The sequence below is a fragment of the Rothia sp. P5766 genome, assembly GCF_048513555.1.
Lineage (GTDB): Bacteria > Actinomycetota > Actinomycetes > Actinomycetales > Micrococcaceae > Rothia.
In genome coordinates, this window is the sequence record NZ_JBLXXS010000012.1 from 1 (window position 1) to 14058 (window position 14058).

General features: G+C 52.6%; 14 protein-coding genes. 1 reads left to right on the forward strand and 13 read right to left on the reverse strand.

The window, feature by feature from the left end; all coding sequences use genetic code 11:
• Positions 1–458: 458 nt before the first annotated feature.
• The 13 genes from tyrS to ACN08V_RS07480 form a co-directional block, all read right to left on the reverse strand.
• Positions 459–1763, reverse strand: a complete 1305-nt coding sequence (gene tyrS, locus ACN08V_RS07420) for a tyrosine--tRNA ligase (RefSeq protein ID WP_419105091.1) — start codon at positions 1761–1763, stop codon at positions 459–461.
• Between the two features lie 128 nt (positions 1764–1891).
• Positions 1892–4213 (reverse strand): HelD family protein, encoded by a 2322-nt coding sequence (locus tag ACN08V_RS07425; RefSeq protein ID WP_419105092.1) that lies wholly within the window; start codon positions 4211–4213, stop codon positions 1892–1894.
• A 150-nt stretch (positions 4214–4363) separates the two neighbouring features.
• On the reverse strand, positions 4364–4915 hold the full coding sequence (locus ACN08V_RS07430) for an adenine phosphoribosyltransferase (RefSeq protein WP_419105093.1): 552 nt from the start codon (positions 4913–4915) through the stop codon (positions 4364–4366).
• A 219-nt stretch (positions 4916–5134) separates the two neighbouring features.
• A complete protein-coding gene (locus tag ACN08V_RS07435) occupies positions 5135–6460 on the reverse strand; it encodes a DUF2254 domain-containing protein (RefSeq protein WP_419105094.1) in 1326 nt (441 codons plus the stop codon).
• A gap of 71 nt (positions 6461–6531) precedes the next feature.
• Complete coding sequence (gene argH, locus ACN08V_RS07440) at positions 6532–7974, reverse strand: argininosuccinate lyase (protein ID WP_419105095.1); 1443 nt, start codon at positions 7972–7974, stop codon at positions 6532–6534.
• 180 nt (positions 7975–8154) lie between these two features.
• On the reverse strand, positions 8155–9357 hold the full coding sequence (locus tag ACN08V_RS07445; RefSeq protein WP_419105096.1) for an argininosuccinate synthase: 1203 nt from the start codon (positions 9355–9357) through the stop codon (positions 8155–8157).
• Between the two features lie 167 nt (positions 9358–9524).
• The gene (locus ACN08V_RS07450; RefSeq protein ID WP_419105097.1) at positions 9525–9944 is read right to left on the reverse strand and encodes a hypothetical protein; all 420 of its coding nucleotides are present in this window, start codon (positions 9942–9944) and stop codon (positions 9525–9527) included.
• Positions 9945–9947: 3 nt separating this feature from the next.
• A complete protein-coding gene (locus ACN08V_RS07455; RefSeq protein ID WP_419105098.1) occupies positions 9948–10337 on the reverse strand; it encodes a hypothetical protein in 390 nt (129 codons plus the stop codon).
• Positions 10338–10494: 157 nt separating this feature from the next.
• Positions 10495–10869: a hypothetical protein gene (locus ACN08V_RS07460; protein ID WP_419105099.1), complete on the reverse strand. Its 375-nt coding sequence runs from the start codon at positions 10867–10869 to the stop codon at positions 10495–10497.
• A 49-nt stretch (positions 10870–10918) separates the two neighbouring features.
• On the reverse strand, positions 10919–11311 hold the full coding sequence (locus tag ACN08V_RS07465; protein WP_419105100.1) for a hypothetical protein: 393 nt from the start codon (positions 11309–11311) through the stop codon (positions 10919–10921).
• Positions 11295–11591 (reverse strand): hypothetical protein, encoded by a 297-nt coding sequence (locus tag ACN08V_RS07470; RefSeq protein WP_419105101.1) that lies wholly within the window; start codon positions 11589–11591, stop codon positions 11295–11297. Before ACN08V_RS07470 ends, ACN08V_RS07465 begins: the two co-directional genes overlap by 17 nt.
• A 60-nt stretch (positions 11592–11651) precedes the next feature.
• Positions 11652–12077 carry a hypothetical protein gene (locus ACN08V_RS07475; RefSeq protein WP_419105102.1) on the reverse strand — a complete coding sequence of 142 codons (426 nt, stop codon included), beginning with the start codon at positions 12075–12077 and terminating at the stop codon, positions 11652–11654.
• A complete protein-coding gene (locus ACN08V_RS07480; protein ID WP_419105103.1) occupies positions 12070–13440 on the reverse strand; it encodes an RHS repeat-associated core domain-containing protein in 1371 nt (456 codons plus the stop codon). The genes ACN08V_RS07475 and ACN08V_RS07480 overlap by 8 nt, the downstream gene beginning before the upstream one ends.
• Positions 13441–13752: 312 nt before the next feature.
• On the opposite strand from ACN08V_RS07480, the gene ACN08V_RS07485 reads away from it, so the two are divergent.
• Positions 13753–14004 carry a hypothetical protein gene (locus ACN08V_RS07485; protein ID WP_419105104.1) on the forward strand — a complete coding sequence of 84 codons (252 nt, stop codon included), beginning with the start codon at positions 13753–13755 and terminating at the stop codon, positions 14002–14004.
• Positions 14005–14058: the final 54 nt, after the last annotated feature.

Consider the following 14058-nt stretch of genomic DNA (forward strand, 5'->3'; position numbering starts at 1 on the left):
CTTAATATCGTTTGCAAATAATCTTTGCGTGACGATAACCACAAGTTGTTTTTGATCTACCGAATTCTCATTCACTATCCCAATTGGCTACATAAGCAACCGAACTTGTGGTGCGCTATTCAATTAGACGGCCTTGAGCAAGGTTCCCCTCGCCGCGGCGACTGGTAATACTTTACGCAGGTTTTTCACACTCTGCAAGTCAAGAAGGCCTCAAAACCGCCCATCGGGCACCGAAACCCACCCAAGCTACCAGTGTTTTACCAAGTAAATACTGATTTATAAATTTTTCCAAAAATTTTTCAGCTAGCAACTTTCAGGCCACTTTTAGGTCACCTGGAACCTCCACCAAACAGGTTTGGCCTTCTACCGCTGCCCTAGAAAGACAAAAACTGCCTGCCCACCAAGACCTCAAGGGCCCCAGTCAAGTGCAGGCAGTTTCTTTCAAGACCCAGAACTTACTAGGCAATTTCAACAACAGCCATGTTCTTCTTGCCTCGGCGGATAACAGCATACTTACCGAGCAAGAGATCCTCCTGGGCCAGCCTAGCATCTTCGCCCTGAACCTTGACGTTATTGATTGCTGCACCTCCCTCTTTGAGAGTACGGCGGGCTTCACTCTTAGAACTAGATAAACCGGTCTCAGTCAGAACGGTCACCATATCGAGCTGGTCCGCGGACACAAGAGCGTGCGGAAGCTCAGCAGTAGCGGCTCTCAAAGTTGCTTCATCAAGAGCTACGAAGTCGCCCTTACCAAAGAGAGCCTCGGAAGCCGCGATAACTTTCTCCGTAGCTTCAAGACCATGAACCAACGACGTAACCTCGTAAGCCAAAGTCTTCTGAGCCAAACGCTTGAAAGGTTCCTCTTCAACAGAGCGCTGAAGTTCAGCAATTTCATCGCGAGTCTTGAAGGTGAAGACCTTGAGGCGGTCAGCCACATCGGCATCGGCAGTATTCAGCCAGAACTGGTAGAAGGCGTAGGGTGAGCACATCTCGGGATCAAGCCAGATAGCGTTGCCCTCAGACTTACCAAACTTAGTGCCGTCAGAGTTAGTAATCAGGGGGGTCCCCAGGGCGTGAACGCTCTTGCCCTCAACCTTACGTACCAGCTCAGTACCGGAGGTCAGGTTGCCCCACTGATCAGAGCCACCGCACTGCAAAGACACATTGTAGCGGCGGTTGAGCTCCAAAAAGTCATTGCCCTGCAAAATCTGGTAGGAGAACTCAGTGTAGGAGATACCCTCATCAGAGTTCAGGCGCTTGGCCACAATCTCCTTCTTAATCATGGTGCCCACACGGAAGTTCTTACCGATTTCACGAAGGAAGTCGATAGCCGAAAGCTGACTAGTCCACTCTAGGTTATTCACCATGCTGGCAGCGTTCTCACCCTCAAACGAAAGGAAACGCTCAATCTGGCTACGCAGACGCTCAACCCAACCCTCCACAACATCGCGTGAATTCAAGACACGCTCAGATGTCTGACGGGGATCACCAATGAGACCGGTAGCACCACCCACCAGGCCAAAAGGTTTGTGACCAGCAAGCTGAAGGCGACGCATCAGCAGAAGCTGAACCAGGTGCCCCAGGTGCAAAGAAGCAGCGGTGGGATCATAACCGATATAGAAGTTGACGGTCTCTTCAGTCAGCGCTTTTTCAAGGGCATCTTCATCGGTACTGACGTGCACAAAGCCACGCCACTTCAATTCCTGCCAAATATTCTCAAAGGAATCGTCATTGTGCTGAGCTGCGAGAGTCTCTTCAGACACGGTTACTCCTGGTTAGTCATCAATAAAACGGTAGAAACTACCACCTCCAACCGTACCAGCTCAGTAGCCCAAGCACAGAAGTAGCGGGCATACTCAGCTGGCACGAAACTAAGAGGTGGCGCAGAAAGCTAATCTGCCAAGGGCTCCAAACCGGCAGGAAGCTCAGCACTAGCAATAAGCTTCAGACGCTGGGTGGGGCGGGTCATCGAAACATAGAGGTCACCAACCGAACCATTAGCGGCCCTAATAATATCCATTGGCTCAACAATAATGACGCTGTCGAACTCCAAGCCCTTGGCCTCCCACGGGGTCAGAATCAGCACCTTATGTTCCAAGGCTGAGGCACTTGTTCCCAACTTGCCCCGGTGCTCCTGCGCCAAAGCCAAGGCAGTCTGCTGATATTTGCCTTCAGCGACAATTACGCCAATCAGACCGCCAGCGGCCTGCTCAAGTTCCTGGCCCACAGCATCAAGTACCGACGGCAGAAGCTGGTCCTCCCCCACAATCTCAGCGGTAGGTGCCCAGCGGCCTTGGCGCACAGCCTTCGGAGCAGAAATACACAAACCAGCTGCCTGCGCTACAGCAACAGCCGCATCGGAAATCTGCGCCGGTGTTCGGTAGTTCACCGTTAGCTCCTCCAAGGTAAACCGCTCCCCCACAAAGGGTTCAAGGGCTCCTGCCCAAGAAGTAGAAGCCGCCGCAGACGAAGCCTGCGCGATATCGCCCACAACCGTGAAGGACTTCATGGGGCAACGGCGCATCAGCAAACGCCACTGCATCGGGGAAAGCTCCTGAGCTTCATCCACCACAACATGTCCATAAGCCCAGGTCCTATCAGCCTGGGCCGCGCGGGCTGCGGTCATACGCTCACCGCGTTCCTCGTTCAGCTCCGCAATCTGCTCAGCAGTTACCACGCCATCAATTCCCATATCAGCAAGCTGCTGGTCAACGTTTTCCAGTGCCTTACGGGCATTCTCAAGGTTAGCCTGGTGGGCAGCCTCGGCTCGGGCCATCTGGGCCGCACCTGCGACCTGGGAAAAATCACCCAGCAACTCGGCGGCCTCATCCAGAAGCGGGACATCCGCCTCGGTAAAAGGCGCGGACGCAGGGCGTGCCAACACATCGCGCTCCTGCTGGCTCAAAATACCGGCAGTTGCACTTTCAAGGTAATGCGGCTTGGAATACAGAGAACGTACCAGAGTCTCTGGTGATAAAGGCATCCAGGCAAGGTTAAGGGCGCGACGGACATCCATAGAACCTCGAACATCATCCTCAAGATAGGGACGGTCCACAGCATGGCCGGCTGCACGGTCCAGAGTCTCGTTCAACTGTGCGGTCAGCTCTTTCAGCAAGACCTTGACAAAAGTTTCGCGCGCCTGGTTATGAGGCTTACCGGTTGAGCGAGCGGTAGCCCTGGCCTGCTTGACCATAGCCGGAGTCAGAACAAGATCAGTAGAATCCACCGCCAGCCTGACCGGCTGATCAGGAACTTTCTGGCGGTCAGAGACAGCTTTTTTGAGCACCTCAGCCATGCGCAAATCGCCCTTGACCCCTGCGACGCCAGGATCTTTTTCGGGGACAGCCTTAATCCCCGGGTAGAGGGTAGCCAACGAAGACATGACCACCCCGGTCTCACCGAGCGACGGAAGGACACGCTCGATATACCACATGAATGAAGCAGAAGGACCAACCACCAAAACACCCGCGTTATTCAGACGCTCCCGGAAGGTGTACAGCAGATAAGCCGCACGGTGCAAAGCCACCGCTGTCTTACCGGTACCCGGCCCGCCCTGAACTACACGCACCCCGGCCAGGTCAGCACGGATAATAGCGTCCTGCTCAGCCTGAATGGTAGCCACAATATCGCCCATACGGCCGGTGCGCTTACGATTCAAGGCCGCCAACAAAGCGCCTTCCCCGTGGAGCGATGCTTCAGCACCCTCATCGAGCATGGACGAATCCAAGACATCGTCCTCAAATCCGGTTACTTGACGGCCTTCCAGCATCAGATGGCGGCGACGACGCACCCCCTGCCGGTTAAAAGCTGTGGCCTGGTAAAACGTACCGGCCTCCGGTGCGCGCCAGTCAATGAGCAGCCGTTCGTGCGCTTCGGTGGCTAACCCAATCCGACCGATATAGCGCTGGCCACCTTCATCAAGGTCAAGACGGCCAAAAGCTAGACGATGATCAACCGCGTTGTACTGGGCCAGCCTGTCCTCGTAATGCTGGGCATAGGCATCTCGCTCAGAACGGTTCTGGTGGCTTCCAACAGCCTGATCCTTACGGGTATTTTTGAGTTTGCGCTCGTTAATCCCCCGTAGCTCGTCCAGCCGCTCATAGAGCCTGGCGACATACATGCGTTCCCCCACGAGCTCCTTCTCATAAGCCTGTTCAGCTAAAGCATCCTGGGAGCGATCAGTGGTGTTTTCAGTCAAGGCGGCACCCTCCATGGCAGGTAATTTCAGGCCCTCAATTCTACCCCCCTCGCCCAGGCCTCACCAAAGCAAGGCCATAAAGGTTGACAGTTTGCCCATGCCCAAGCCCCGCTCCCCCTGCATGATGCTGGGGGAACGGGGCTAAAGCTATGCAACCTTATTCGGTTATTCCGAGACCAGTGAAAGAGACTCAAGACGGTGCGGAGCAAGAATCTCACGCCCGCCCAGGCCATCAAGCTCAAGGAGCACACCGATACCGGCAACCTTAAGGTCGGCCATCTTCATCAGGAGAGTAGCCGCTTCAAGCGTGCCACCGGTTGCCAGCAGGTCATCCACGATGAGAACACGAGAACCGGCAGGGATGTCGTCCTTATGAATTTCGATAGCCGCCTGGCCGTACTCCAAGGAGTATTCCTTCATGTAGGTATCGCGCGGTAGCTTACCTGCCTTACGAACGGTCATCACACCGGTCCCTGCAATGTAGGCAATGGCGGAAGCCATCAAGAAGCCGCGCGCTTCAACGCCGGCGACGATATCAAACTGCCCCTCAAAACGGGCTGCTATTTCTTCCATCGAAGCGCGGAAAACCTGAGGGTTAGCAAAAAGGGTGGTCACATCGTAAAAGAGGATGCCCTCTTTGGGATAGTCCGGAATTTGCGCACAAGCAGCGGGAATCTGCTCCGCAAGGGGCAGTGAAGAATCCACCAGCTCAATCATAAAAAATCTAACACCTTATACATATCAGCAGGGGGTACCTAGGAACCAGTGGCCAAGAAGCCTATTCCACAGGCCAGCACCCGTTTCTTAGGGGTACCCGCCAAGACTACCCCAACCATGAGTTAAGCCAGAAAGGGAGCTCAAGAAGCCGAGCTAGAAAAGCTCACCTGACCAGCTAGCCACTGGCTAGACGATTCACAATAAGTATACGCACTCACATTAAAACTGTTGCTGAACTATGTACCTATCATAGGCGGATAGCACCAAATCCAGGGAATGTGGTAGAGGCTCTGTAGCCCGGAAATACTCCACTATCACCGCAGCATGCCATCGAGCCCGCGCAGTAGCCTGCTGATCAGAGCCCAAGCAAATAATTTTTCCAGCCATCTTGAGCAGGTCGATCAGGCATTGCTCATGATCTAAAGCATAGGACCGGAAACTATCAAAAACGAGGTCGATTAACTCCGCTGCCTCCACCGGCAGGTAACCGACACAAGCTCTGCCATCGCAGATCACCGTGTTATGAGCTGGCGGCTGCTGGGCGGCACGTACCAGCCCAATGGTTAATTCATGGGTAGAGTCCGTCAGCGTGAAAGGGTCGTTGGTGCCCGGTGATAGGGCGCGTACCCCCAGCTCAACAATTTGCCCCTGGACAAATCGAATATCATTGTAATCGGTTCGAGAGTCCCCCAGTGAGCAAATAGCCTGAACGTCAGACTTCATCTTTTCTAGGGTTTCTGGTTCCAGCTCTGTATCAGAAAAAATCCATGCGATCCTTTGGCCCTCCACCAAGTGATCACCGGCCCTGACCAGTAGGCTGACAAAAGCCTGACTATCCTTAGTTTTCTCGGCAAGGACGACAGGCTCGATATCAACTACATAGCCACTATCAGAAGTGCACACCGGGTAGGAATAAGGCCAATTACTTCTCTCATCCTGACGAACACAAGTAGCGCTGCCCTTTTCACCAAACTCATTATTGCGGTCAATCAGCTTCAAATACTTACTCTGAACCGTTGTAGCAATAGTGCTGACCTGGATACCAGAGGCAATGTGGTTAATAAAATAAATGAGCACCCCTACACAGGCAAGTGCCAGAACCATCGAGAAATTCACGGCAATATGAGGAACAAAAGACTGCCCACTCACCGAGTTGTCAGCCCCCTGGACACTTCTCATCACCAAGAGACAGTACAAGAATGTTGAGGTGAAGGTTCCTAGAACCACCTGGTTGCCACGGTCAGACATGAAGTTTCTGACCAGGCGGGGGCCAAAGGAACTGCTAGCTGAACTCATCACAGAAATAGTGATAGAGAAAGCCATGGTTGCAACAGAAAGAACCGTTGATGCGATCGAGGAAAGAATACCGCGAGCACCTTCAGGGCCCACCGTAAAGAAGAGGAGGGTGGCATCTGCCGGCCCGTAGCCCATGGCCTGATCCAAGGCAACCAGGATTAAGGACAGGCCAATACCGCAGACAATAAAGATAGACGGAACCATGATGAAGGAATCACGGAAGGCTCTCAGTCGATCAATTAAATGCAATTTTTCTCCCAAGCTCATGATAAAGGTTGCCGTAACTCCTCATCAGGCAGCTACGACAGTGACTCTTTAGCTTAGCTGATGAGAGTCTGACGCTGAGCAAAGATGCGCTGGGGTTCCAGTTCATGCTTAAGAGCTTCCAACTGTTGCGCCACAGCAGAAGGCGCAGTACCGCCCTGGGCGCTACGCGAATTCAGGGAACCCTCAACAGTCAGGACCTCACGAACACCGGCATGCAGATGGGGGGAAATTGCCCGGTACTCTTCATCGGTCAAATCCCACAGCTCACAGCCCTTAGTCTCGCAGACCTGCACAGCCTCACCAGCCAGCTCATGAGCCACACGGAAAGGCAGGCCCTCACGCACCAGCCACTCAGCAATATCGGTAGCCAGAGCAAACCCCTGGGGTGCAAGCTCAGCCAAACGATCAGTGTTAAAAGTAAGAGTAGCAATCATGCCAGAAACCGCAGGGAGCAGAACTTCAAGCTGGTCAATAGCGTCAAAGACTGGCTCCTTATCCTCCTGTAAATCCCTGTTATAGGCCAGCGGTAGCGCCTTAAGGGTTGCCAGCAAACCGGTCAGATCACCAATCAGGCGGCCAGCCTTACCGCGAGCCAGCTCAGCGATATCGGGGTTCTTCTTCTGCGGCATAATCGATGAGCCAGTAGAAAAAGAATCGTGCAGGGTCACAAAGGAAAATTCCTTGGTCGCCCAGAGGATAATCTCCTCAGAAATACGCGAAATATCCACCGAAATCATGGCCGCAATCCAGGCGAACTCGGCGTAAACATCGCGTGAGGCAGTACCGTCAATAGAGTTATAGACCGCAGAATTGAAACCCAAATCAGTGGCCACGGCCTCAGGGTCAAGACCCAGGGATGAACCAGCCAGCGCACCAGAACCATAAGGCGAAACAGCTGCACGCTTATCCCAGTCCAGCAGACGGTCCAGGTCACGCGAAAGAGCCCAGGCGTGAGCCAGAAGCTGATGAGACAGTAGCACCGGCTGAGCGTGCTGCAGGTGGGTGCGCCCGGGCATGGGCGCGTAGGGGTGAGCCTCAGACTGCCCGATAAGAGCATCAATCGTTGCCAGCACACCAGTGGCAATAATCGATGCGTGATCGCGCAGGTACATACGCCCCAGGGTAGCAATCTGGTCGTTACGGGAACGGCCGGCGCGGAGCTTACCGCCCAGGTCTGTACCGGCACGCTCGATGAGCCCCTTCTCCAGGGAGCCATGAACGTCCTCATCGGTTTCTGCCGGAACATAAGCGCCAGAACGCACATCAGCTTCAAGCTGGTCAAGCGCGGCAATCATGTCGGACAGCTCCTGCTCGGTCAGCAAACCAGCCTTGGCCAGAACACGAGCGTGGGCACGGGAACCCGCAATGTCGTAGGGGGCTAAACGCCAATCAAACTGGGTTGATTTGGAGAGAGCCGCGAGAGCTTCAGAAGGCCCGCCGGCAAAACGGCCGCCCCAGAGGGCTCCATCATTGGTTCCATGCTTTACATCAGTCATGAGGTTTTCCTGTTCTGGTGAAGTCAAAAAGTCTAAGTGCACAAAAGGTGCAGGAGGTCGCGCTGACTGCAAGCTGGCAGGCTCTGGCCTGAACCGGGGTGAGCGCCCCGCGCAAGAACCGCGAGAGTCAGCTTGTAGCAGCGCGTTCACTGCACCCAGAGCTGGGGGGTATTCCTCGTCTTAGAGGCCTAGACGCTGGTCACGGGCTGAAGCGACCTTAGAAGACAGGCCGAAGAGCTCGATAAAGCCGCGAGCCATGGACTGGTCGAAGCTGTCGCCCTCATCGTAGGTTGCCAGGTTGAAGTCGTAGAGGGAGGTCTCGGAGCGGCGACCGGTTACTACCGCGCGGCCTCCGTGCAGGTCCATACGGATTTCTCCGTTAACCATTTTTTGGGTGTCATTTATGAAAGCGTCAAGTGACTTCTTGAGGGGTGAGAACCACTGGCCGTCGTAGACCAGCTCGGTCCAGCGCTGGCCCACGGTCTTCTTGAAGCGGGCCTGCTCGCGCTCAATGGTAACGTTTTCCAGCTCCTTGTGAGCCGCAATCAGGGCCATGGCACCGGGAGCTTCGTAGATTTCTCGGGACTTGATGCCCACCAGACGGTCTTCCACGATGTCAATACGACCGATACCCTGGGCCCCGGCACGCCGGTTCATGATCTCGATAGCCTGCAAAGGGGTAACGGCCTGACCATCAATCGCCACGGGGATACCTTCATTGAAGGTAATGATGACGGTGTCGGGGGTGGGCGCGAAGGTGGGGTCGTCGGTGTAGTCGTAGACGTCCTTGGTAGGGCCATTCCAGATGTCTTCGAGGAAGCCGGTTTCTACCGCTCGGCCCCAGACATTCTGGTCGATGGAGAAAGGGTTCTTCTTAGTAGTGGCAATCGGCAGGTTGTTCTTCTCTGCGTAGTCGATGGCCTTTTCGCGGGTCAGAGCAAGATCACGTACGGGTGCAATGCACTTGAGGTCGGGGCCAAGGGTCTGGATACCCACCTCAAAGCGGACCTGGTCATTGCCTTTTCCGGTGCAACCGTGAGCAACGGTGCTCGCGCCGAACTGCTTTGCTGCGGCGACCAGGTGCTTGGTGATGACCGGCCGGGAGACGGCAGAAACCAGGGGGTAAGCGTCCATGTAGAAGGCGTTTGCCTTCAAGGCGGGCATGCAGTAGTTTTCAGCAAACTCGTCACGCGCATCGGCCACGTAGGCTTCGACTGCACCGCAGTCAAGGGCCCGCTGGCGGATTGTTTGGAGATCCTCGCCCCCCTGACCTACGTCTACCGCAACGGCGATAACTTCGGCACCCGTTGCCTCTCCAATCCAGCCGATGGCAACTGAGGTGTCGAGGCCGCCTGAGTAGGCCAGAACAATCCGCTCTTTCATGGTGCTCCTTGATAGTTGTTTGAGGGTGCGGGGATTCCACACATCTATAAATAATTATGCACTCTTAGACATAATTATTCAAATATGTTTGTGTGCGGAGCATGCACTGTCATTCTTCCCCAGCTACCAGTGCTTCAGAACCTAGAACCAGGAGATACCCCGCATGGCTAGAACCGATACCCATACCCCAAAGCATAATCACCCTCAGCAGGTAACTGAAAAGGAGGAAAAATTAGAGTCACAACTTCGCCTTGATACTGATTAAGCTCATCAGCCATATCCTGATAAGACTTCTTCGGAGCGATAACATAATCCACGTAGACAGTTCCGCACCCATCAGTGTTGATTTTTAGCTCTGTACTGGAGGTAGAGATACCACCGGTACCACTACGACTATTGAACACTTCAGCAGAAACCAGGGTACATTCCTTATCTACCGGATGGGAACGACTATAGACGTTATAAAGAGAAACCCCAATCATATGAACGAAACCCAAAGAAATAATTAGAAAAAATAAAAAACTGACCCATTTACGGGGTTTCTTTTGACCATTTTTGTTCAGTTCTTCTGTACAAAAAATACCCATTTTTTATTTTCCAGACTGCATGCTAACCGGGCGTAGAGTATCCGCGCTGGAAGAGCTTATACTCCCTGAGCCACCCCTAACCATACTCTTGAACCCTTCATTCAATGCATCATTGATATTTAATGTTTTCTCTTGCGGCGTGACAAGGTAATTGGCAACACCTAAAACGTAGTCACCAGCGCGATCAACACCCACACCGGTCAATTGTGCAGGTACAGATCCACCAATATGTTTCTCTCGTAAAGGCCTAATCCTCGGCGAAACACCAAACGGATCCGCACCACGAGCACCCCACACATCCATACCAACACCAGCAGCCAAAGACACCGGCACACCACCGGCACACAGCACAGTAGGAACAGCAGCGGCGGGATCCCGCAGCAGCTTATACACTACAGAACCACCCGCACCCCGAAGCTGAACACGACGGACTCAAACCGTCATAAACAAACTCAGAAATCCCAACCTCAGAATCCACAAGCCACACTAACAGCATCATAAGAATACTCACCGCACCAGCAGGAGGCGCAACTATAACCAGTTCTACCACCTACCTAACAGGCTCAAGCGACCTCACACCATAAGACCCAGCACTACCACCACCGAGCTGAATAAACTTGAACACAAATTCAAACCGCTCACCCTGGTGAGCGTTCAGAACCTCAGCTAACCGTGCCATATTTACCCCACCAGGGCACTTCAGGCGCGTGATGACTATTTTCCCGCAATCAGAAGTTTGAACTTCCACCGAAGCAGTAGGAGCACCAGCATTGAAATCTTGGATATGTCTGGCGCTAGAAACGGTACAGAGCTTTACTTCACCTTGAACGGTGGAATTAACCAAATACATTCCACCCCCCACAATAAAACCTAACACCGTAAGAACCAGAAGAATTCTGCTTATTTTGGAATCTTTTTCTTTCACTAACGTTTATCTCCAAAAAAAATATTAAAACATCCTTTTGCTATTTTAACTATTTCATAGCACCTAAAAATTTACTACCAGATTTTCCTATTCCCGTCAGTGTACCCTTTTCAAGAGAGAAAACACCATCACCATGAGATTGCTCCAAGTCCCAGTCACTTGGAGCTGTCCTTGAAGCATAATTTATTACACCAGAAGCGTAGTATTTACCTCGATCCAATACAAAATTACTCATGGGATTATTAAACTTTTGTATTACTGGACTTAAAGCGCCTGTGGCCGTGCCACCCACAAAAGAACTCACGCCACCCAAAACAGAATGATCCCCCTCAGCACTCAAATACGAATACTCATTCTGAATACCACCAGAAAGACCATCAGAAAGTACCTTACCCGCCTTCTGATTCGCAAAATCAGCAAAGTACCTATACTTTCTCACCATCACAGGTGTACTCCAAGCGATCCCCATCAGGGCTAGCAGTACCCAGCAGGCGGCCTGCCCTATCATACCGAGCAGTAGTAACCCTACCCAGAGCATCACGACTAGAAACAAGCTGACCGGCAACATCATAGGTAAAAGTACTCACCGCACCGGTAGGGTCAGTGACCGAAGCGACCTGACCATCGGGGGTGTAGGTATAACGGGTTTTACCGCCTAGACCGTTGGTAGCGCAGATAAGCTGACCGGTACCACACCCAAAACGACGGCGGGGGCGCCCCATGCGCCCAACCCCAACACACAAGAACACCGCCACCAGATATCACACAATAAGCCAGGGGGCCTACCGGCCCAAATCAAGACCCTCAACACCAACAATCATCATCGGGTTATACGGCAACTGCCAATACCCCACATCCACCGCCACCCGCTGACCAGCAAGAGCATCAATACGCTCAGCAACCTCAGCACGCCTCAACCCATACAACCGCCCATGGAACTCTACGACCCCACAATCAGCAGTCTTTACAGAGATATACGAACTTCCAGAATACGACTTAGTACGGCTATGCCCCACTCCGGCGGCCTCAATCGTGCACTGCTTCTCATAATGAAAGGCACGGTTAAAATGAGCCGAGAACAAAACCCAGGAAACCCCATAAACCATCGGGACAAGAAAAATCGACAAACCAACAAGATTACGCACACGCTCCCAAGGAGACATATACCGCCACCCATTAGGCTTCTTGCCCTCCACAGACTCACTCACCAGAACCCTCCCTCACATTCTCAACCATAACCCCCACAGATGCCTGCACACCCGAAGCACCAGAACCCAACAACCCTAGATCCCGCACAGCACCACCATCATCAAACCCACCACCAGAGCCCACATCAAAAGACACCGACTTCAAAGACCCCACCGGACGACTCGACGAAACACCACCCTTAGCCATCTCCTTCAAACCAGCAGCAATCGCATCGTCCCTATGCCAACCGGGGCCCTTATAATCCTTCCCCTGATACGACTCAAACTGAGCAGAATACGTCATCGGAGCACCCGAATACGAAGCCACACCATTCACAAAATTACCTAAGCCATCGGATGTAAGAGAACGCCACTTAGCCGCAACACCCTCAGCCGCATCCCAACCAGTTTTCCTAAGTACAGCATCCGCCCCCTTAGACACAGGCCTCGGCACCAAAGCATTCGACACAGCAGGAACACCCCACGCCTGCACCAAACCACCAGCAGTCACATGATGACCATCCATAACATACGTCAACGACGTATCCACACCAGCCTCAACATAAGCACCCACCATCTCCTTAGCCCCACCATAACCAAGCTTCTGACCAAAACCCGCAACCTTCTGCGGAACACCAGAAAGACCACGAGCAGCATTACTCCACGCCGCCTGCGCCTGGCCATAACGAGAAGCCAAACTATTACCCAAACGACTACCCCAACTAGCAGCCTCATCAGCGCGAGCACCAATCTGAGCTGCACGCCCAGCCATAGCCCTCACACCAAAACCAAACACCGAAGAACCCAACTTCGTCACAAGAGAAGCAACACCTGCACCAAAGCCACCAGCAACACCACCAATAGAAGCGCTCAAAGCAACCTTCTTCCAGTCAATAGGCTCAACACTTAACCACTGCGAACCCAACTCAACACCACCAGAAATAAGCATCCCCGTCAAAATGCCCCAGCCAACCGGCCCAGAAACAGCCAAAGCAGCCACACCAACAGCAGCCACACCCAAAGCAATCCAACCAGCATTATCCCGGGCAAAATCAGCAAGCCCCTTACCCAAACGCTCCACAGCACGCCCAGAAACATCCTCACGATACTCCTTAAACTGCGCAGCAGTCATCGGCGACAAACCCCAAGGGTCCACCAAAACAGAAGGCGCATTACCCACAAACGAATAAACATTCGCACCCCAACCAGCACCCACCGGCGACGGCACAGGATCAGGGCTCATAAACCCGCGCGAAACCGGGTCATACGCACGGGCGCCTAGAACTTCCAGCCCCGCGACCTGTAAAGAACCCGCAACAGTCACGCCACCGGCCAGGCCAGAACCAAACCCCGACACCACCGGCGAAACACCAAACGGGTCCACACCACCAGCACCCAACAAAAGTAAAATTCACACACACGACCACTGATCCACCAATAATTCAGTAGCCGCTTCTGCTTCATCCCCCTAAACTGTTACATACAAACTTCGGCCTCCGAGTTGTCCTTCGGGAAACAAGGAACCTTCTCAGAAACCCGAACAGAAGAAGTCATCCCACGGGAAAGACAAAGCAACTTAGGGTTATCATGAACTATCTTCTATAGCTAAAAAATTAAGTGAGAATACAGCAACAAGCATGCCCCTTAAATGCCTTATCTAAGCCTTAACCACAAGAAATCCGAAAGGGCCAAACCCATGAAAACAGATGACATTATATTCCTTATTGTAATGGGCTTAGTTACGATATATCTTATATGGAAAATGTTTCAGAATAAGGAAAAATATGGAACTTTCACAAACCCCTACAGGTTTAGAGAGTATTACAATCCCCATGTGGACCCAGCTAAGACTGACTACTTCAAGAGGGTAGAAGAGACTGTCCGACAAAGAGAAATAGAGCGCGAACGAAAAAAGCAAGAAAAATTGAAAAGGAAAAAATCTGAATAAATACTTATGTATTTTATAAATTCAATGAGAAAATAACTAGAAGAACATATCGTA